Raw genomic sequence first — 19,788 nt, forward strand, 5'->3', positions numbered from 1 at the left:
GTTCTGTGTCCTCAAGAAAAATGTCGGCAGTCATTGACCGCCAAAAAAGGTTAGATCAAGGTTTTGCCATGGCGTACGAAGGTCGGCTTGACCACTCGAACCGGGTACCACTTGCCACGGATTTCCACTTCAGCGCGGTCGGCGGTAGCCGCCGGCACGCGCGCCAGTGCAATCGACTTGCTAAGCGTAGGAGAGAAACTACCACTGGTGATCTCCCCTTCGCCAACATCGGCGATGCGAACCACCTGATGAGCCCGCAGAACGCCACGTTCTTCAAGGACCAGACCGACCAGTTTGTGCTGCACGCCAGCGGCCTGCTCGGCCTCCAGGGCGGTGCGGCCAAGGAACTGGCGCGTGGCCGGTTCCCAGGCAATGCTCCAGGCCATGTTGGAAGCCAATGGCGAAACGTCTTGATGAATATCCTGACCGTACAGGTTCATGCCGGCTTCGACCCGCAAGGTATCGCGCGCCCCGAGGCCGATCGGGGAAATTCCTGCGCCCACCAGATCGTTGAAAAACCCCGGCGCCTGATCGGCCGGCAGCACGATTTCCAGACCGTCCTCACCGGTGTAACCGGTGCGGGCGATGAACCAGTCACCGTCGGCCTGACCTTCGAAAGGTTTGAGCTGCTGGATCAACGTAGCGCGGGACTGGGTCACCAGTTCGGCAATCTTGTGCCGGGCGTGAGGCCCTTGAATGGCCAGCATCGCCAGTTCGGAGCGCTCGTTGAGCCGCACATCGAAGTCGCCGAGATGAGCCTGCATCCAGGCCAGGTCCTGATTGCGGGTGGAGGCGTTGACCACCAGCCGATAGCCGTCATCGAGGCGATAAACGATCATGTCATCGACGATACCGCCGTGCTCGTTGAGCATGGCGCTGTACAAGGCACGGCCGGGGCTGTGCAGACGTTCGACGTCATTGGCCAGCAAGTATTGAAGCCAGGTCTTGGCCTGGGGGCCGTCGACATCGATCACGGTCATGTGGGATACATCGAAAACCCCGCAATCGCGGCGCACCTGATGGTGTTCCTCGACCTGCGAGCCGTAATGCAGAGGCATATCCCAACCGCCAAAATCGACCATCTTCGCGCCGAGGGCGAGATGAAGGTCATACAGAGGCGTACGCTGTCCCATGGGTTTCTCCTTCCGGGCGTGGCGAAGGTGCGGACAGCCGCTGTACGGGGTGAAATGCCTTGAAATAAAGGCTTTCAGCCGATTTCAGCAACCCGGTCTGAAAGACGGACCGCACCGAATGCCGCGCATTGTAGCCGCAAGGTGTAGGACTGACACCTAGCCGTTTCGATGCGCCGACCTTCTGATTAATCCGATGACCGGCAACAGCCCGACCAGAACCAGGGTCAGTGCCGGCAACGAGGCCCTCGCCCACTCGCCTTCGCTGGTCATTTCAAAGATCCGCACCGCCAGCGTGTCCCAGCCGAACGGGCGCATCAGCAGGGTCGCGGGCATTTCCTTGAGCACGTCGACGAACACCAGCAACGCAGCGCTCAACGTGCCCGGAAGCAGCAGCGGCAGATACACTTTGAAAAACAGTCGTGGCCCACTGACGCCAAGGCTACGTGCTGCTTCGGGCAAAGAAGGCCGTATACGCGCCAGGCTGCTTTCCAGCGGCCCGTAAGCCACGGCGATGAATCGCACCAGATAGGCCAGCAACAACGCCGACAGACTGCCCAGCAGCAGCGGTTTGCCCGCGCCGCCAAGCCAGCCCGACAGCGGAATCACCAGTTCGCGATCCAGATAACTGAACGCCAGCATGATCGAAACCGCCAATACCGAGCCCGGCAGTGCGTAGCCGAGGTTGGCCAGACTGATTCCGGAACGGATCACCCGGGTTGGTGCCAATCGACGGGCAAACGCCAGCAGCAGCGCGACGCTGACAGTAATCAACGCCGCCATGCCGCCCAGGTACAGGGTGTGCACGATCAGCCCGGCATACCGCTCGTCCAGATCGAAGCGCCCGCGTTGCCAGAACCACACCAGCAGTTGCAGCACGGGAATGACGAAGGCACAGGCGAACACCAGACCACACCAGCTCATCGCCGCCAGCGCCTTGACCCCGCGTAAGTGATACAGCGCCTTGACCCGCGGCCGTTCGTTGCTCGCCCGGTTGGCGCCGCGGGCACGGCGTTCGCCATACAGCACAACCATCACCACCAACAGCAACAGGCTGGCCAGTTGCGCGGCGGTGGAGAGACTGAAAAAGCCGTACCAGGTCTTGTAGATGGCGGTGGTGAACGTATCGAAGTTGAACACCGACACCGCACCGAAATCCGCCAGGGTTTCCATCAGCGCCAACGCCACCCCCGCGCCGATCGCCGGACGCGCCATGGGCAACGCCACTCGCCAGAACGCCTGCCACGGGGATTGCCCAAGGACTCGCGCCGCTTCCATCAGGCCTTTGCCCTGAGCCAGAAATGCAGTGCGCGCCAACAGGTAAACGTAGGGATAGAAAACCAGCACCAGCACCAGAATCACGCCACCGGTGGAACGCACTCGCGGCAGCCTCAGACCACTGCCGAACCATTCGCGCAACAGGGTTTGCACCGGCCCGGCGAAATCCAGCAGGCCTACGAAGACAAAGGCCAGCACGTAGGCAGGAATCGCGAACGGCAGCATCAACGCCCAGTCCAGCCACCGCCGCCCCGGGAACTCACAGAGGCTGGTGAGCCAGGCGAGGCTGACGCCCAACAGCGTCACGCCGATGCCAACGCCGACGACCAGCGTGAGGGTATTGCCCAGCAGCCGCGGCATCTGCGTACCCCACAGGTGGGACCAGATCTGCTGATCGATGGTTTGCCAGGAAAGAAGCAGGACGCTCAGGGGCAGCAGGACCAGCGCAGCGATGGCGAAGACCAGGGGATACCAGCGGCGTTGGGCGGGGTGGGCCAAGGAAAAGCTCTCGGGTAAATCAACGAAGTGTATGCAAACCGCAAAAAGATCGCAGCCTACGGGAACTCCTACGTCGAGATGGTATTTACCCGGTAGGAGCTGCCGCAGGCTGCGATCTTTTGATCTTTAAAACAGCAGACTCAGTTCCAGCCGACCCGATCCATCATCCGAATCGCTTCAGCCTGACGCTTGCCGGCGATTTCCACTGGCAAGGTATCGGCCACGAACTTGCCCCAGCTCGCGACTTCAGCCGAAGGCGGAACGGCAGGGTTGGCCGGAAACTCCTGGTTCACGTCAGCGAAAATCTTCTGCGCTTCAGGCATGGTCATCCACTCCACCAGCGCCTTGGCGGCTTCCGGGTGCGGTGCATGTTTGGTCAGGCCGATACCCGACAGGTTGACGTGCACGCCACGGTCGCCCTGATTCGGCCAGAACAGTTTCACCGGCAGGTCCGGCTTCTGCTTGTGCAGACGGCCGTAGTAGTACGTGTTGACGATGCCGACGTCGCACTGACCGGCGTTGATCGCTTCCAGCACGGCGATGTCGTCGGAGAACACGTCGGTGGACAGGTTGTTGACCCAGCCTTTGAGGATCTTCTCGGTTTTCTCGGCGCCATGGACTTCGATCATGGTGGCGGTCAGGGACTGGTTGTAGACCTTCTTCGCCGTGCGCAGGCACAGGCGGCCTTCCCACTGTTTATCGGCCAGCGCCTCGTAGGTGGTCAGCTCACCGGGTTTCACCCGGTCGGTGGAGTAGGCGATGGTCCGCGCCCGCAGGCTCAAGCCAGTCCAGGCATGGGAGGATGCGCGGTATTGCAGCGGAATGTTGGCGTCGATCACCTTGGAGGTGAACGGCTGGAGGATGCCCATCTGCTCGGCCTGCCAGAGGTTGCCGGCATCGACGGTCAGCAGCAGGTCGGCAGTGGCGTTTTCGCCCTCGGCCTTGATCCGCTGCATCAGCGGCGCTTCCTTGTCGGTGATGAACTTCACCTGTACGCCGGTTTTCTGGGTGTAGGCATCGAAGACCGGTTTGATCAGCTCATCGATACGCGAGGAGTAAACCACCACCTCGTCGGCAGCCTGGGCGGCGGTGCTGCCTATCAGGGTCAGGGCCAGTGCGGTCAGTAGACGCTTGGGTGCCAACATGGAAGCGGTCTCTCGAAATGGGGAAGTGAGCCCAAATGATAAGGACTCACATTTCGCTTCTCAATCGAACACTGGGTGGAGGAGTTACCAGATGTTGCACAATCGAATGAATGACAATGTGGCGAGGGGGCTTCAGGCCTTGGCCAACGCCGGCAGATCCCCGATCAACCCAAGCGCTTCGCGCACGAACAACGCCTTGGCCTCGGGCATCTGGTCGACCATCTTCAATCCGGTATTGCGCAACCAGCGCACCGGCAACGGATCGGCCTGGAACAGCCGTTCGAACCCTTCCATCGCCGCCATCAACGCCAGGTTGTGGGGCATGCGCCGACGCTCATAGCGACTGAGCACTTTCACATCCGCCAACCGCTCACCGCGCGCGGCCGCTTGCAGCAGTACTTCGGCCAATACAGCGGCATCGAGGAAACCGAGGTTCACGCCCTGCCCGGCCAGTGGATGGATGGTATGGGCCGCGTCGCCGATCAGCGCCAGACCTTCTGCCACGTAACGCTTGGCATGACGCTGACGCAGCGGCACGCAAAGACGCGGGTCGGCGCTGAGCACCGTGCCGAGGCAGCCTTCAAAGGCCCGCTCCAGATCCTTGCAGAAGCTTTCGTCGTCCAGCGCCATCAGGCGTTCGGCTTCGCTCGGCGTGGTCGACCAGACAATCGAGCACCAATCCTGCTGACCGTCCCGTTCCAGCGGCAGAAACGCCAGCGGGCCGTTGTCGGTGAAACGCTGCCACGCGGTCATTTGATGCGGTTTGGAACAGCGCACACTGGTGACGATCGCGTGGTGCATGTAATCCCATTCGCGGGTCGCAATGCCGGTCAGGCGCCGCACCGCCGAGTTGGCGCCATCCGCCGCGATCACCAACGGTGCCCGCAAGGTGCGGCCATCGGCCAGGGTCAGCAGCCAATCGTCACCGGAACGGCGCATCTGCTCTAGACGTGCGTTGGCCAGCATCCCGAGGTCGCAGTCGTGCAGCCGGTCGAGCAAGGCGTCCTGAACCACACGGTTCTCGACGATATGCCCGAGTACGTCGGCATGTACGCTGGTCGCCGAGAAATGGATCTTCCCGGTGCCGCTGCCATCCCAGACGTGCATGTCGGTGTAAGGACTGCTGCGCCGGTTGGCGATGCCGTCCCACACGCCCAGGCGTTCGAGTATTCGTTGGCTGGCCGCCGACAGGGCGCTCACCCGTGGTTCGAACGGCGCCTGACCATCGAAGGGTTTGACGCTCAGGGGGCTGCCATCCAGCAGCAAGACTTCGAGTCCACTGTTTTGTAACGCCAGCGCCAAGGCGCTGCCGACCATTCCGGCCCCGACAATCAGCAGATCTGCGCGCATTTCCATGCTTTAGGCCTGTCTCTCTTGCGGCTTGAGCCGCAGGTAAAGGGTTCTCTCGACGCGCGTCACCGAAGTGCTCGCGTCGTCATGAATATTGATGTGCAGGTGCGCCCGCTTAAACATCGGGACGTGTACCCAGGCCCATGGCCTGCCGGGCGAACCAGCGCTTGGCCGGCGGCAGCAGATCGAGACCGAGCAGGCCGATGTTGCGCCCCAGGGAAACCAGCGGCTGGGTGCTGCCAAACAACCGGGTGACCTGATCGGAGAAACCCACGGTCAGGTTCTGGTCCAGACGCTGACGCTCGCGATAAGCCTGCAAGGTCGCAAAGTCGCCGAGCGCGGTCTCGCTGCTCAATAAGGTGTCAGCCAAAGCCTGGGCATCGCGCAGGGACAGGTTGAAGCCTTGTCCGGCAATCGGGTGCAGGCTGTGCGCGGCGTTGCCGAGGATCGCCAGATGTGGGCGGACTTGCTCCTCGGCTTCGATCAGCGACAGCGGATATAAATTGCGGGCGCCGACCTGTTTCAGCGTGCCGAGGCGATAACCGAACACGCCCTGCAACTCGTTGAGAAAGCTGCGGTCATCAAGGGCCGCCAACCGTTGCGCGTCCATGCCCAGACGGGTCCAGACCAGGGCGCAACGGTTTTCCGGCAGCGGCAACAAAGCCATTGGGCCGTCGTCAGTGAAGCGTTCGAAGGCCATGCCGTTGTGCGCTTCGCTCGGAGTGATGTTGGCGATCAGCGCGCTCTGGTTGTACGGGCGCTTCTTGATGCCGATCCCCAGCTGTTCACGCAGGCCCGAACGGCCGCCATCGGCCAACACCGCGAGGTCGCACTCCACCAGGGTTTCATCGCTGAGCGTCAGGCGATAGCCGTCGGTCAGCGGCTCCATGGCGGTGACTTCCGCCGGGCAACGCCAACTGATCACGTCCTTGTCCAGACTGTGCCAGAGGCATTGGCCGAGCCAGGCGTTTTCCACCACATAACCCAGTGCTGGAACGCCCTCTTCCATCGCCGACAACCGCGCCGTGGAAAAACGCCCACGGTCGGAGACATGAATCTGCTTGATCGGCTCAGCGCGGCGGGAGATTTCCTGCCACACGCCCAGCCGTTGATAAATCTGCCGGGCGCCGAACGACAACGCCGAAGAGCGAGCGTCATAGCTCGGTTGGTACGTATCGCCGGGGGCAAAGGGTTCGATCAGCACGATCTTCCAGCCTCGGGCCTTGGCCCCGGCCTGCAACGCCAACGCCAGGCTGGCGCCAACCAGGCCGCCGCCGATGATTGCCAGATTGACTCGACTCATGCCGCTTGTGTCCGTGCGGCGGCCATCAGAGCCTCGATTTCGGCGACCGTTTTCGGCACGCCGTTCGTCAGGATTTCACAACCGGTTTTGGTGACCACCACGTCGTCCTCGATGCGCACGCCAATGCCGCGCCATTTCTTCGCCACGTTCTGGTTGTCCGGGGCAATGTAGATGCCCGGCTCGACCGTCAGCGCCATGCCGACTTCCAGCACGCGCCATTCGCCGCCGACCTTGTACTCGCCGACATCATGCACATCCATGCCCAGCCAGTGGCCGGCGCGGTGCATGTAAAACGCCTTGTAGGCTTCGCTGGCGATCAGTTCATCGACCTCGCCCTGCAACAGGCCCAACTTCACAAGGCCCGCGGTAATGACGCGAACCGTGGCTTCATGCGCCTGATTCCAGTGTTTGTTCGGTGCGATTTCGGCAAACGCCGCTTCCTGGGAAGCCAGCACCAGCTCGTAGATCGCCTTCTGTTCCGGTGAATACTTGCCGTTGACCGGCCAGGTGCGGGTGATGTCGCTGGCATAGCAGTCGATTTCGCAACCGGCGTCGATCAGCACCAGATCGCCATCTTTGAGCACCGCGTCATTCTGCTGGTAATGCAGGATGCAGCTGTTGCGCCCGGCGGCGACGATCGAACCATAGGCCGGCATCTTCGCCCCGCCCTTGCGGAACTCGTAATCGAGCTCGGCTTCGAGGCTGAACTCATGCAAACCGGCACGGCTGGCCTGCATCGCCCGGATATGCGCCTGGGCGGAAATCCGCGCGGCTTCGCGCATCACCTTCACTTCTGCCGCCGATTTATACAGGCGCATGTCGTGCAGCAGATGATCCAGGGCAACGAATTCGTTCGGCGGCTGGGCACCGAGATTCGCCTTGGAGCGGATCACGTTGATCCAGTCCATCAGATGTCGATCGAATTCCGGGTTGCTGCCCATGGCCGAATACACCCGGTCGCGGCCTTCGATCAGGCCCGGCAGGATGTCGTCGATGTCAGTGATGGGAAAAGCGTCGTCGGCGCCGAAGTCGCGGATCGCGCCTTCCTGGCCGGCGCGCAGGCCGTCCCACAGCTCACGCTCGGCATTGCGTTCACGGCAGAACAGGATGTACTCGCCATGTTCGCGACCGGGAATCAAAACGATAACGGCCTGAGGCTCGGGAAAGCCGCTGAGGTACTGGAAGTCGCTGTCCTGACGGTAAACGTGCTCGACGTCACGGTTGCGAATGGCAACCGCGGCGGCGGGCAGGATGGCGATGCTGTTGGGTTCCATCTGCGCCATCAGGGCCTTGCGGCGACGGCTGTATTCCGATTTCGGGATATGAATCATGGGCAGATGGCTTTTCCTGGCTCGCGATTAATGCAACGACGGTTTGGCGGCTGCTTCGTCGGTTTTCTTGGTTTCAGTGAACAGCAGCAACGGTGCGACGCGCAGGTACTCCATGACTTCCATGTAGTCGCTTTCGCCGTCGTCGGACTCTTCCAGGGCGTCTTGCACCTGAGAAATGGCGGCCAGATCCTGCAGCACTTCAGTCGCTTCAGCGCTGAGGGCATATTCGCGACGGGTCAGGCCGAAGCCAGTGAGAAAGCCCTGGCACCACTGGCCCAGCGCGGCTGCGCGCTCGGTGAGCGGCGCGTCGTCGCTCGGCAGCAGCAGAACAACGGTCATGTCGTCGCTGGTAAGCTCGCCCTTGACCATCTCTTGCAGGCCGATCAAGGCGTTGCGAACGTTGTCTTGCGGCTCGCCTTCGAGCAGCTCGGCGGCGTCTGCCAGCCAGCTGTCGGCATCGAAACCGGCACCGGCGCAGCTACGGCCGAGCAGCAGGCCGTGCAACTCGGCAGGCGAGACGGGATGGCCGCTGGTACTCAGCAGGGTGGCGAAGGCTTGGTACGGAGAATTCTGAATGGGCATGGGTAGCTAGGCGCCAGACGGCGCTATGTCTAGAATGAAGGCCTTGTATCCTACATCGACAGACTCGCCAAGACTATTAAAGGCTGTCCGCCAGCTACCTCCCATCAGACGAACACGTGGACACAATGGAAGACACCGACCTGCAAGCGCTGATGGCCAGACTCGAGCTGCTGATTACCCGAGTCGAGCAACTAAAGAGTCAAAACGCACTCTTACTAGCTCAAGAAAAGACCTGGCGCGAGGAACGCGCGCACCTCATTGAAAAAAATGAAATCGCCCGGCGTAAGGTCGAATCGATGATTTCGCGCCTCAAGGCCCTGGAGCAAGACTCATGAGTTCAAGCAATAGCGTTACCGTGCAGATCCTCGACAAAGAATATTCGATCATCTGCCCCCAGGAAGAGCGCAGCAACTTGATCAGCGCCGCCCGCTACCTGGACGGCAAGATGCGCGAAATCCGTAGCAGCGGCAAAGTCATCGGCGCCGACCGCATTGCCGTGATGGCTGCGCTGAACATCACGCACGACCTTCTGCACAAGGAAGAACGTCCGGATGTGCAGGCCAGCGGTTCGACCCGCGAACAGGTTCGCGACCTGCTGGACCGCGTCGACCTGGCGCTGTCGACCGATCCGGATGTCACCAAGGGCTGATTCGCCAGGCCGCTTGAGTTATACTCGCATCACTCCCTGGGGTGCTTGCCAGTTGACCACGTCCCTGAGCCGATTCGCACTACCCTGGAGGTTGCACGTTGGGCTGGTGTGCATGTCCGCTAGACGGAAAGCCTTAAAGCCTACTGCATCTTCCACCTTGAACTTTCGGGTTCAAGGGCTAAGTCAGCAGCGGTTCATCCGGGGAGCCTGATTTCAATCCGATGCCGGTTTTCATACCGGCATCGGCATGTTTACGGGTACGCTTTTAGTACTCGCACTTCTGAAGCCTGAATCCATGACCGAACCTGCGCTGCTGCCCCGACCGCAACTTCGACGCATGCTGCGCAAGGCCCGCCGCGCACTGACCCCCAGTCAGCAGCGCGAGGCCGCTCGCGGGCTGTATAAGCAATTGGCCCAGCACCCACTGTTCCGCCGCGCAAAACACATCTCCCTGTACCTGCCCACCGACGGTGAAATCGACCCGCGCCTGTTGATGCGTGCCGCACAACGTCGGGGCAAGGCGACGTACCTGCCGGTACTCAGCGCCTGGCCGCGAACCAAAATGGTGTTCCAGCGGATTCGTCCCGGCGAAAAACTCAAACCCAACCGTTTCCGTATTCCAGAACCACGGGCCAATATCGCCCGGCAACGCAAGGTCTGGGCGCTGGATCTGGTGTTGCTGCCGCTGGTGGGGTTTGACGATGTCGGCGGACGCCTGGGTATGGGCGGCGGCTTCTACGACCGAAGCCTGGCGTACCTGGCGCGCCGAAAAAGCTGGCACAAGCCGACGCTGCTGGGCTTGGCCCATGAATGTCAGAAGGTTCAACGATTGGCTCAGGCGAGCTGGGATGTGCCGTTGCAGGGCACGGTCACTGACAAGGCGTGGTATTTCGCGGACTAGACGCCACTGATATCAGCGGCGTCCAAAAGACGGGCTCAGCGCTTGAAGGCCGACGGCTGTTGCTGCGCGATCTCGACGGGAGCATCGGTCTTGTTGGCCCACAGGCTTTGGGCGTAGCCGGTGGTCACGACGCCCAAACCGAACAAAATAACCAATATCCATAATAAATCCGGTTTGCGTTTCATCGATTGCCCCCCTCAAGGCACATCAACACGATGACAGCAGCGGTTTCCGTTTGTAGGCCGTGCAGCAGCGTCAAGCTAAGAAGGCCGGCATTTTGCGACAACGTGAACCGACACGCAAACGCTGGCGTCAACCGACTGTCGGTTTGTCATAAAATTGCCTGACCACTTGTCCACCCACCTCGCAAGGAGCAAAACCATGGCTTATTGGCTGATGAAATCCGAGCCCGACGAACTCTCCATCAAAGACCTGGAGAAGCTTGGGCGAGCGCGCTGGGACGGGGTTCGCAACTACCAGGCGCGCAATTTTTTACGGGCCATGGCAGTCGGCGACGAGTTTTTCTTCTATCACTCCAGCTGCCCTGAGCCAGGGATTGCCGGGGTCGGAAAGATCGTCGAGGCGGCGTATCCGGACCCGACGGCGCTGGAGCCCGAGAGTCATTACTTCGATCCGAAGGCCACCGCCGAGAAAAACGCCTGGAGCGCGATCGATGTCGCTCACGTCGAGACGTTTTCCAAGGTGCTTAAACTCGATTATCTGAAGCAGCAAACGGCACTCGCCGAGATGCCACTGGTGCAGAAAGGCTCGCGCCTGTCGGTAATGCCGGTGACAGCCGAGCAATGGGCAGTGGTGCTTAATCTGCGCTAAATACTGCGCTACAGCCTGTGACTCTGGCTTACCTTGCCAAACGGTCAGGCTTACCCCTCAGTTGACTGACATCAAGTCGCCCTAGCACTTTCCTGTCAGACTGGGACGCAATAGACGCAGGATGCAGACATGTCGACGCACAGCCGCTCTTCGCTTTTCTTCGTTTTTTTGCTGGGGGCTGTATTGCTGGCCGCCGGAGGGTTTGGTTATTGGCGGTCGACCGTTAACCGACTGCCCCAAGGGTTGTCTGTCGGCAATGGTCGACTTGAAGCCACTGAAGTGCAGATCGCCAGCAAAACACCCGGTCGATTGGCTGAAGTGCTGGTGGACGAAGGCGACAAGGTAACCCAGGGGCAACTGTTGGCCCGCATGGACACCCGTACCCTCGAAGCACAGCGCAACCAGGCTGAAGCCGAAGTGATACGCGCCCGGGAAAATCTTTCCGCGGCCCAGGCCAATGTGAAACTGCGCCAGAGCGAGCAACTGCTTGCCCAGCAAGAGCTCAAGCGCTCCCAGGCATTGTTCAATCGCGGTTTCGCCAGCGGCCAGATCATCGACCAACAGCAGTCACGCTTCGACACCGCCAACGCAGCTGTTACTGCGGCCCGCGCCCAGGTGTCCGCCGTCGGCGCAGCCATTGGCGCGGCGCAGGCACAAGTGGCTCAGTTAACCAGCGAAATCGACGACAGCAGTTTGCGAGCCCCCATCGACGGGATCATTCAGCTTCGCATGGCCGAACCCGGGGAAGTGCTCGGCGCCGGAGGGCGAGTGTTGCTGCTGATTGACCCGAATGACCAATACATGAATCTCTACCTTGCAGCATCCGTCGCCGGACGCCTGGCGGTCGGCGATGAAGCGCGGATCCTGCTGGACGCCCTGCCCGACCAGCCACTGCCGGCAAAAATCAGCTTCGTGGCGGCCAAATCGCAGTTCACGCCCAAAGAAGTCGAGACTCGCGACGAACGTCAGAAACTGGTATTTCGGGTCAAGCTACGCCTGACCCGTCCCAGCGCCGTGCCCCAGGCCAAACCGGGGATGCCCGGCAATGGTTACGTGCGCACCGCTCCCATTGACTGGCCGGCCAATCTTCAATGACCGGCCTGGCACTGCATGCCACTCGCCTTCAGCACCGCTATGGCGAACGGCATGCACTGACCGACATCACGCTCAGTCTGCCCACTGGTACCCGGTGTGGGTTGATTGGCCCGGATGGCGCCGGCAAATCCAGCCTGCTGGGATTGATCGCCGGCGTGAAGACGCTACAGGAGGGCCAACTGGAAGTGCTCGGTGGCTCGATCCAGGACCGGCGCCACCGCAACAGCCTCTACTCGCGCATCGCGTTCATGCCTCAAGGTCTGGGCGGCAACCTGTACCCTGATCTGTCGATCCGCGAGAACATTCACTTCTTCGCCACGCTGTTCGGGCTGTCCGCGGCCGAAAGCGATCAGCGCATGCACAGCCTGCTGCTGGCCACCGATCTACTGCGATTTGCCGAACGCCCGGCCGGCAAGCTGTCGGGCGGAATGAAACAGAAGCTCGGACTCTGTTGCGCACTGATCCATGAGCCGGATTTGTTGATCCTCGATGAGCCGACCACTGGCGTCGACCCTTTGTCCCGACGGCATTTCTGGGAGTTGATCGATGATGTTCGGCGCCAACGCCCGCAACTGACGCTACTGGTCGCCACCGCGTACATGGAAGAGGCCGAACAGTTCGAACACTGCCTGATGCTCGATGACGGCAAGCTGATCGCCGCCGGTTTGAGCCGCGATCTGGCGGCGGTAACCCCCAGCGGCAAGCTCGATGAAGCCTTCACCCACTTTCAGGGTGACACCGGCCACGACAACCAGCCGCTAGTGATCCCTCCCCGAACCAATGCTACGGCCGACATCGCTATCCAAGCCCATGACCTGACCCTGCGCTTCGGCGATTTCACCGCTGTGGATAAAGTCAGCTTCGCCATAGGCCGCGGCGAGATCTTCGGGTTTCTGGGCTCCAACGGCTGCGGCAAAACCACCACCATGAAAGTGCTTACCGGACTGATTCCGGCCAGCGAAGGCAGTGCCACGCTGCTGGGCAACCCAGTGAACGCCAAGGATCTGGCCACCCGCAAGCGCGTCGGCTTCATGTCTCAGAGCTTCTCGCTCTATGGCGAACTCAGCGTTCGGCAGAACCTGGACCTGCATGCGCGACTGTTCGATCTGCCCCAGGCCGACAGCACTCAGCGCATCGACGAATTGATCCAGCGCTTCAGCCTGGCCAGCGTCGCCCATCAGCCGTCCGGTGCATTGCCGCTGGGTCTGCGCCAACGATTATCCCTGGCGGTGGCGGTGCTGCATCGCCCGGAAGTGCTGATCCTCGACGAACCTACCTCCGGCGTCGACCCGGCGGCGAGGGACGATTTCTGGCGACTGCTGATCGAACTGTCCCGTGAACAGGAGGTGACGATCTTCCTGTCCACCCACTTCATGAACGAAGCCCAGCGTTGCGACCGCATCTCATTGATGCACGCAGGCAAGGTTTTGGCCTGCGACACCCCGGCAGCACTGCAACAGCAGTTCAACGGCCAGACACTTGAGGCCGCGTTCGTCACCTGCCTGGAACAGGCCCAGAGCCCGGGCGCGACAGAGGCGCCACCAACGCCCATCGACACAACGCTCGCACCCACCCCATCGATGAAAGACCGTCGCTTCAGCTTTGGGCGACTGCGGGCATTGGCGAGCCGTGAAGGCAAGGAACTGCTGCGCGATAGAGTACGCCTGGCCTTCGCTCTGCTCGGGGCGATGCTCATGATGGTGATTTTCGGCTATGGCATTTCCCTGGACGTGGAGAAACTCGCCTTCGCGGTCTACGACCAGGACCAGACCCCGCAAAGCCGGGCTTATCTGGAGGCCTTCCGCGGCTCCCGTTACTTCGACGAGCAACCCCCGATAAGCGATCCGGCGCAGTTGCATCGACGACTGCAACGCTCGGAAATCAAACTGGCGCTGGAGATTCCCCCCGGATTCGGTCGGGATCTGTTCGCCGGTCGCCAGCCTACGGTGGCGGCCTGGCTCGACGGCGGTATGCCGTTTCGCGCTGAAACCAGCCGCAACTATGTGGAAGCGGTACACCAGGCCAACCTGGAGCAACTGGCGGATCAGTCCAGTCCCGCACCATCCCGGCAAGCGCCAGCCAAACTGGAAACCCGTCTCCGCTACAACCAGGATGTCGTCAGCGTCAACGCCATCGGCCCTGGAGTGATGGCGCTGATCCTGGCGTTCATCCCGGCCATGCTGACTGCGCTGGGCATTGTGCGGGAGAAGGAACTGGGCTCGATCACCAACTTCTACGCCACACCGCTGACCCGCCTGGAGTTCCTGTTAGGTAAACAGGTGCCGTATCTGGCCGTCAGCCTGATCAATCTCGCCGTGCTGACAGCCATGAACCGCTGGCTGTTCGGCGTCCCTTTCAAGGGCAGCGCATTGACCCTGGCCTTCGGCGGATTGCTCTACGTGCTGGCGACCACCAGCATGGGCCTGTTGATTTCGGCGTTCACCCGAACCCAGATCGCCGCCATTCTCGGCACCATGATCATCACCAGTCTGCCGACCATCCAGTTTTCCGGTCTGATCGTGCCACGGTCGTCCCTTGATGGCGCCGCCGCGGTCATGGGGATGCTGTTTCCGGCAGGCTATTTTCTCGATATCGCTGTCGGCACCTTTACCAAGGCGCTGGATATCCGGCAGTTGTGGCCACAATGCCTGGCGCTGTTCGGGTTCTTTCTCGGGTTCACCGGGCTCAGCCTGGCCATGCTGAAAAAGCAGGAGGTCTGATGCATAAGCTCGCGCACATCCTGCGTCTTGGCCTCAAGGAACTCACCAGCCTGCGACATGACAGTGTGTTGCTGCTGTTCCTGTTTTACGCCTTTACAGTGGCGATCTACATGCCGGCCGCGGGCTCAGTGATCGGTGTGCACAACGCCAGTGTGGCCATGGTCGATGAAGATCACAGCCCCATGTCACGCCAACTGGCCCAGGTTCTGCGGCCGCCGGAATTTCAACCACCGGTGCCGCTGCCTTATGGTCAACTGGACGAGGTGCTGGACAACGGGCGGTACACCTTCGTGATCAATGTTCCAGCCAATTTTCAGGCCGATCTGCTGGGCGGCCACCAGCCGGCGGTGCAGGTCAACGTCGACGCCACGGCCATGAGCCAGGCGTTCATGGGGGCAGGCTATATCGGGAGGATTTTCCAGCGCGAGCTGCTGACCTACAGTGGCCAGGGCGATGCGGCGAGCCAGACACCCGTGCGGCTGACAACACGAGCGCTGTTCAATACCAATCTGGAGGGTGGCTGGTTCCTGGCGGTGATTCAGATCGTCAACAACATCACGATCCTGGCCATCATCCTGACGGGCACGGCGCTGCTGCGTGAACGCGAACACGGCACTCTCGACCATTTGCTGGTGCTGCCGCTGACGGCACTGGAAATCATGCTGGCGAAAGTCTGGAGCAACATGCTGGTGGTGGTGCTGTGCACCTGGGTGTCGCTGGAAGTCATTGTCAAAGGCGCCCTTGGCGTGCCGCTGGCTGGCTCCATGAGCTTTTTCTTGCTGGTAACGGCGGTTTATCTGTTCGCCAGCACGGCGCTGGGGATATTCCTCGCGACCCTCGCCCGCTCGACACCGCAGTTCGGCTTGTTGGCGATTCCGGTGATTATCCCGATGTTGCTGCTTTCCGGGGGCAGTACGCCCCTCGACAGCATGCCGCAATGGCTGCAATGGGTGATGCAGGGCTCGCCATCGACGCACTTCGTCAGCCTCAGCGCCGCGATACTGTTTCGCGACGCCGGCATTGGCGTGGTCTGGCCGGACTTGCTGGCATTGAGCGCCATCGGCCTGCTGTTCTTTACCATTGCACTGCTGCGGTTTCGCAAGAGCCTGGCGTCCTGAAGGGCCGAGTCGCCCTTCGCGGGCAAGTCCGCGAAGGGGCCGCCCCAGACAACAAAAGCCTTACTGGATAATGAGGTTGTTGAACAATAGATCCTCAACCACCGGCTTGCCGGTTTCGTCGTTCATCACTTGCTGGGTCTGCTTCAAGGCTTCCTGACGCAGCTTTTCCTTGGCTTCGACGTTGTTCATGGTTTCAGTGGTCTGCTGGGCAAACAACGCCACCAGCTGATTGCGGATCAACGGCTCATTGGCCTTCACCGCCTTGGTCGCCTCGTCACCAGTCACCCGTAGCGCCACATCGGCCTTGTAGACCTTGAGCTTCGGCGTGCCATCCAACCCATAGTTGCCCACGAACGGCGGGCTCAGGGTGATGTAGTTGACCTTCGGGGCTTCACCTTCTTTGGCTTCTTCGGCCATCGCTGCCACAGGCAGAGACAGGGCCAGCATCAACATGATCCACGCTTTCACAATTCGCTCCTTATCCGGTTTGCGGCCTAGCATAACGACCCGCCGCTCAAGCACAAGCTTATGGCTGACTATCAGGGTCGGGCATGCTCGTTGACCCGTTAACTCACACACCTACACTTATCGGCCATCACTCCCAAAGGAATAGCCCTGATGAAAGCCGTGCTGTGCAAAGCCTTCGGCCCTGCCGAATCGCTGGTGCTGGAAGACGTCGCCAGTCCTGTTGCGAAGAAAAACGAAATCCTGCTGGACGTGCACGCGGCCGGGGTGAATTTCCCGGACACGCTGATCATCGAGGGCAAATACCAGTTCAAACCGCCCTTCCCGTTTTCACCGGGTGGCGAAGCGGCTGGCGTGGTCAGCGCGGTGGGGGAAAAGGTCAGCCACCTCAAGGTCGGTGACCGGGTCATGGCCCTGACTGGCTGGGGCAGTTTCGCCGAGCAGGTCGCGGTGCCGGGCTACAACGTGCTGCCGATCCCGCCATCGATGGACTTCAACACTGCCGCCGCTTTCAGCATGACCTACGGCACTTCGATGCACGCCCTCAAGCAACGAGGCAACCTGCAACCCGGCGAAACCTTGCTGGTACTCGGCGCGTCCGGCGGCGTCGGCCTCGCCGCCGTGGAAATCGGCAAAGCCATGGGCGCCCGAGTGATCGCCGCCGCGAGCAGTGCGGAAAAACTCGCGGTGGCCAAAGCCGCCGGCGCCGATGAGCTGATCAACTACAGCGAAACCAGCCTCAAGGACGAAATCAAACGCCTGACCGACGGCCAGGGCGCCGACGTGATCTACGACCCGGTGGGCGGCGACCTGTTCGACCAGGCCATCCGCGCCATCGCCTGGAACGGTCGTCTTCTGGTGGTCGGTTTCGCCAGTGGACGCATCCCCGAACTGCCAGTGAACCTGGCACTGCTCAAAGGTGCTGCAGTGGTCGGCGTGTTCTGGGGCTCGTTTGCCCAGCGCCAACCACAGGACAACGCGGCGAACTTCCAGCAGTTGTTTCACTGGTTCGCCGAAGGCAAATTGAAGCCGCTGGTGTCGCAGGTGTATCCACTGAGCAATGCGGCGCAGGCGATCAATGATCTTGGCCAGCGCAAGGCGGTCGGAAAGGTGGTCGTGCAGGTTCGTTGATCGTTTTCAAGCCAGGTCGCAGCCTGCGACCTGGCTCCGTCATCCCCGTACCGACTCTCATTTATACCTGAGCGACATGTTCATAAAGGAACATGCAATCTCCAACATTTCCGCTGTTTTGCCGATGCGAACCGGTGCTATTTTCGGTAACGAAACTGTAACATTCGCATCCGCAGTCAAAACAAGAAATCTGGAGCTCTTGAATGTTTGCTTTCTTTCGTCCTGCCGCACATCAGGCTCCATTGCCTGAAGAAAAAATAGACAGCACCTACCGACGCCTTCGCTGGCAGATCTTCGCCGGGATTTTCATTGGCTATGCCGGTTACTACCTGCTGCGCAAGAACTTCACCCTGGCGTTCCCGGACCTGATCGCCCAAGGCTATACAAAAGGCCAACTGGGTGTGGCGATGTCGGCGATTGCAATCGCCTACGGCCTGTCCAAGTTTCTGATGGGCATCGTGTCCGACCGCTCCAACCCGCGTTACTTCCTGCCCTTTGGCCTGGTGGTGTCCGCCGCGGTGATGTTCGTTTTCGGTTTCGCACCTTGGGCCACCTCCAGCGTGACCATGATGTTCATCCTGCTGTTCATCAACGGCTGGGCGCAAGGCATGGGCTGGCCGCCGAGCGGGCGAACCATGGTGCATTGGTGGTCACAGAAAGAGCGTGGCGGCGTGGTTTCGGTCTGGAACACCGCGCATAACGTTGGCGGTGGCTTGATCGGCCCGCTGGCGATTCTCGGCATGGGCTGGTTCAACGACTGGCACAGCAAGTTCTACGTACCGGCTGCCGTGGCGCTGTTGGTCGCCGTGTTTGCCTTCATTGTGATGCGCGATACTCCGCAGTCGACGGGCCTGCCGCCGATTGAGAAGTACAAAAACGATTACCCGGAAGGCTACGACGCCAGTCACGAAGAGGAATTCAGCGCCAAGGACATCTTCGTCAAATACGTGCTGCGCAACAAAATGCTCTGGTTCATCGCACTGGCTAACGTTTTCGTCTACCTGCTGCGCTACGGCATTCTGGACTGGGCGCCGACCTACCTCAAAGAGGTCAAGCACTTCGACTTCGACAAGACCTCGTGGGCTTACTTCCTGTACGAGTGGGCGGGCATTCCCGGCACGCTGCTGTGCGGCTGGATGTCGGACAAGATCTTCCGTGGCAACCGTGGCCTGACCGGCATGGTGTTCATGGCGTTGGTGACCGTTGCGACGATCGTGTATTGGCTGAATCCACCGGGCAATCCGATGATCGACATGATCTCGCTGTTCGCCATCGGCTTCCTGATCTACGGCCCGGTGATGCTGGTCGGCCTGCAGGCGCTGGAACTGGTGCCGAAGAAGGCCGCGGGTACGGCCGCAGGCTTTACCGGCCTGTTCGGTTACTTGGGTGGTTCCGTCGCGGCCAGTGCCATGATGGGCTACACCGTGGACTATTTCGGCTGGAATGGCGGCTTCATTCTGTTGGTCGTTGCCTGCCTGCTGGCGATGGCGTTCCTGGCCCCCACCCTGGGCCACAAAAACGTCGCCAGTCAGGGCCGCGAAGCGCTCGCCTGATCTGCCTTTGATTTACAGCGCTTGAGCCGCGCCTCCAGATTCCGGTCTGGCATGGCGTGGCTACGCAGGGCGTGGGCGGTCTGCTCGACATACTCGCGAGTAGTGCCATAGCGCCCGCAAGCGTTCTCGAATACTTGGCTCAGCACGTGATCCGGCAAGTTGCCGGCATAGCTGGGCAGGTGCCGCTCCAATACAAATCCCAATGCCTGAACCTGGTTTCCGTTTTCAAGACGGCAGTTGAGCCAGTGTGGACGATAGGAAGGGAATGGCATCTCGCGCTGCCAGAGTGCATAAAGTGAAGCCTCGAGTTGTTCTTCGGGCAAACGATAGGCGAACCCGCTGCACGAACCACCGCGATCCAGGCCAAATACCAGCCCCGGCACTTCCGGCGTGCCGCGATGCTCGTGGGACCACAGGTACAAACCGCGATGGTAGCCATGCACCCGGCCGCGCACCCGCTCAACCGCCGCACATTCAGGCCGCCAGATCAGCGAACCATACGCGAATAACCAGACCGGCCCACCCTTGTGGCGCGCCATGGTCGACTGCATCGAGCTGAGCAATTGTTCGTGTGTAAGCTGCGGCCCCAGATCGAGCCGCGGAGGGTAAGCCAGATTCAAAAAAGCAGATTCAATGGCGCTCATGGCAATAAAATTTTGGCCCAGCAATTATTACAAAATATAAACAACTTTCACTTCATAGAACATA

19 protein-coding genes and 1 other RNA gene are annotated in these 19,788 nt (G+C 60.8%); 10 read left to right on the top strand and 10 right to left on the bottom strand.

The window, feature by feature from the left end:
• Positions 1-50: 50 nt before the first annotated feature.
• The 7 genes from gcvT to LOY28_RS28360 all read right to left on the bottom strand — a co-directional run bounded on the left by gcvT (position 51) and on the right by LOY28_RS28360 (position 8,617).
• Positions 51-1,133, bottom strand: a complete 1,083-nt coding sequence (gene gcvT, locus LOY28_RS28330; protein WP_018927590.1) for a glycine cleavage system aminomethyltransferase GcvT — start codon at positions 1,131-1,133, stop codon at positions 51-53.
• Positions 1,134-1,289: 156 nt separating this feature from the next.
• Positions 1,290-2,906: an iron ABC transporter permease gene (locus LOY28_RS28335; protein ID WP_258612820.1), complete on the bottom strand. Its 1,617-nt coding sequence runs from the start codon at positions 2,904-2,906 to the stop codon at positions 1,290-1,292.
• Between the two features lie 140 nt (positions 2,907-3,046).
• A complete protein-coding gene (locus tag LOY28_RS28340) occupies positions 3,047-4,051 on the bottom strand; it encodes an extracellular solute-binding protein (protein ID WP_258612821.1) in 1,005 nt (334 codons plus the stop codon).
• A gap of 132 nt (positions 4,052-4,183) precedes the next feature.
• Positions 4,184-5,401: a 2-octaprenyl-3-methyl-6-methoxy-1,4-benzoquinol hydroxylase gene (locus LOY28_RS28345; RefSeq protein ID WP_177343119.1), complete on the bottom strand. Its 1,218-nt coding sequence runs from the start codon at positions 5,399-5,401 to the stop codon at positions 4,184-4,186.
• 115 nt (positions 5,402-5,516) lie between these two features.
• Entirely contained in the window at positions 5,517-6,704 is a 1,188-nt protein-coding gene (gene ubiH, locus LOY28_RS28350) for a 2-octaprenyl-6-methoxyphenyl hydroxylase (RefSeq protein ID WP_258612822.1), read from the bottom strand.
• Positions 6,701-8,035: a Xaa-Pro aminopeptidase gene (gene pepP / locus LOY28_RS28355; protein ID WP_007940362.1), complete on the bottom strand. Its 1,335-nt coding sequence runs from the start codon at positions 8,033-8,035 to the stop codon at positions 6,701-6,703. Before pepP ends, ubiH begins: the two co-directional genes overlap by 4 nt.
• A 27-nt stretch (positions 8,036-8,062) precedes the next feature.
• On the bottom strand, positions 8,063-8,617 hold the full coding sequence (locus LOY28_RS28360) for a YecA family protein (RefSeq protein ID WP_007940361.1): 555 nt from the start codon (positions 8,615-8,617) through the stop codon (positions 8,063-8,065).
• A gap of 125 nt (positions 8,618-8,742) precedes the next feature.
• On the opposite strand from LOY28_RS28360, the gene LOY28_RS28365 reads away from it, so the two are divergent.
• From LOY28_RS28365 to LOY28_RS28380, 4 genes are all read left to right on the top strand, one after another.
• Positions 8,743-8,952, top strand: coding sequence for a TIGR02449 family protein (locus LOY28_RS28365; protein WP_007940359.1), 210 nt, complete (start codon positions 8,743-8,745; stop codon positions 8,950-8,952).
• The gene (locus LOY28_RS28370) at positions 8,949-9,266 is read left to right on the top strand and encodes a cell division protein ZapA (protein WP_018927584.1); all 318 of its coding nucleotides are present in this window, start codon (positions 8,949-8,951) and stop codon (positions 9,264-9,266) included. The genes LOY28_RS28365 and LOY28_RS28370 overlap by 4 nt, the downstream gene beginning before the upstream one ends.
• 30 nt (positions 9,267-9,296) lie before the next feature.
• A non-coding RNA gene (gene ssrS, locus LOY28_RS28375) (6S RNA) lies at positions 9,297-9,475 on the top strand.
• An 86-nt stretch (positions 9,476-9,561) separates the two neighbouring features.
• A complete protein-coding gene (locus tag LOY28_RS28380) occupies positions 9,562-10,167 on the top strand; it encodes a 5-formyltetrahydrofolate cyclo-ligase (protein WP_018927583.1) in 606 nt (201 codons plus the stop codon).
• A 35-nt stretch (positions 10,168-10,202) separates the two neighbouring features.
• Here LOY28_RS28380 and LOY28_RS28385 read toward each other — a convergent pair whose 3' ends face one another.
• Entirely contained in the window at positions 10,203-10,352 is a 150-nt protein-coding gene (locus LOY28_RS28385; RefSeq protein ID WP_007899400.1) for a hypothetical protein, read from the bottom strand.
• Positions 10,353-10,548: 196 nt separating this feature from the next.
• Between LOY28_RS28385 and LOY28_RS28390 the strand changes: the two genes are divergently transcribed.
• The 4 genes from LOY28_RS28390 to LOY28_RS28405 all read left to right on the top strand — a co-directional run bounded on the left by LOY28_RS28390 (position 10,549) and on the right by LOY28_RS28405 (position 15,931).
• On the top strand, positions 10,549-10,998 hold the full coding sequence (locus LOY28_RS28390) for an EVE domain-containing protein (protein ID WP_064621039.1): 450 nt from the start codon (positions 10,549-10,551) through the stop codon (positions 10,996-10,998).
• A 129-nt stretch (positions 10,999-11,127) separates the two neighbouring features.
• On the top strand, positions 11,128-12,093 hold the full coding sequence (locus LOY28_RS28395; protein ID WP_018927580.1) for an HlyD family secretion protein: 966 nt from the start codon (positions 11,128-11,130) through the stop codon (positions 12,091-12,093).
• Positions 12,090-14,813, top strand: coding sequence for a ribosome-associated ATPase/putative transporter RbbA (gene rbbA / locus LOY28_RS28400; protein ID WP_258612823.1), 2,724 nt, complete (start codon positions 12,090-12,092; stop codon positions 14,811-14,813). Before LOY28_RS28395 ends, rbbA begins: the two co-directional genes overlap by 4 nt.
• Positions 14,813-15,931 carry an ABC transporter permease gene (locus tag LOY28_RS28405; protein WP_258612824.1) on the top strand — a complete coding sequence of 373 codons (1,119 nt, stop codon included), beginning with the start codon at positions 14,813-14,815 and terminating at the stop codon, positions 15,929-15,931. Before rbbA ends, LOY28_RS28405 begins: the two co-directional genes overlap by 1 nt.
• A gap of 60 nt (positions 15,932-15,991) precedes the next feature.
• Here the strand turns inward: LOY28_RS28405 and LOY28_RS28410 are convergent, their stop codons facing one another.
• Positions 15,992-16,399: a flagellar basal body-associated protein FliL gene (locus tag LOY28_RS28410; protein ID WP_019580533.1), complete on the bottom strand. Its 408-nt coding sequence runs from the start codon at positions 16,397-16,399 to the stop codon at positions 15,992-15,994.
• 150 nt (positions 16,400-16,549) lie between these two features.
• Between LOY28_RS28410 and LOY28_RS28415 the strand changes: the two genes are divergently transcribed.
• Both LOY28_RS28415 and glpT read left to right on the top strand, forming a co-directional pair.
• Entirely contained in the window at positions 16,550-17,527 is a 978-nt protein-coding gene (locus LOY28_RS28415; protein WP_018927576.1) for an NADPH:quinone oxidoreductase family protein, read from the top strand.
• A gap of 203 nt (positions 17,528-17,730) precedes the next feature.
• Positions 17,731-19,080 carry a glycerol-3-phosphate transporter gene (gene glpT, locus LOY28_RS28420; RefSeq protein ID WP_018927575.1) on the top strand — a complete coding sequence of 450 codons (1,350 nt, stop codon included), beginning with the start codon at positions 17,731-17,733 and terminating at the stop codon, positions 19,078-19,080.
• Here the strand turns inward: glpT and LOY28_RS28425 are convergent.
• A complete protein-coding gene (locus tag LOY28_RS28425; RefSeq protein WP_018927574.1) occupies positions 19,056-19,724 on the bottom strand; it encodes a gamma-glutamylcyclotransferase in 669 nt (222 codons plus the stop codon). The genes glpT and LOY28_RS28425 overlap by 25 nt on opposite strands.
• Between the last annotated feature and the right edge of the window lie 64 nt (positions 19,725-19,788).

This window comes from Pseudomonas sp. B21-017, from assembly GCF_024749245.1.
GTDB lineage: Bacteria > Pseudomonadota > Gammaproteobacteria > Pseudomonadales > Pseudomonadaceae > Aquipseudomonas.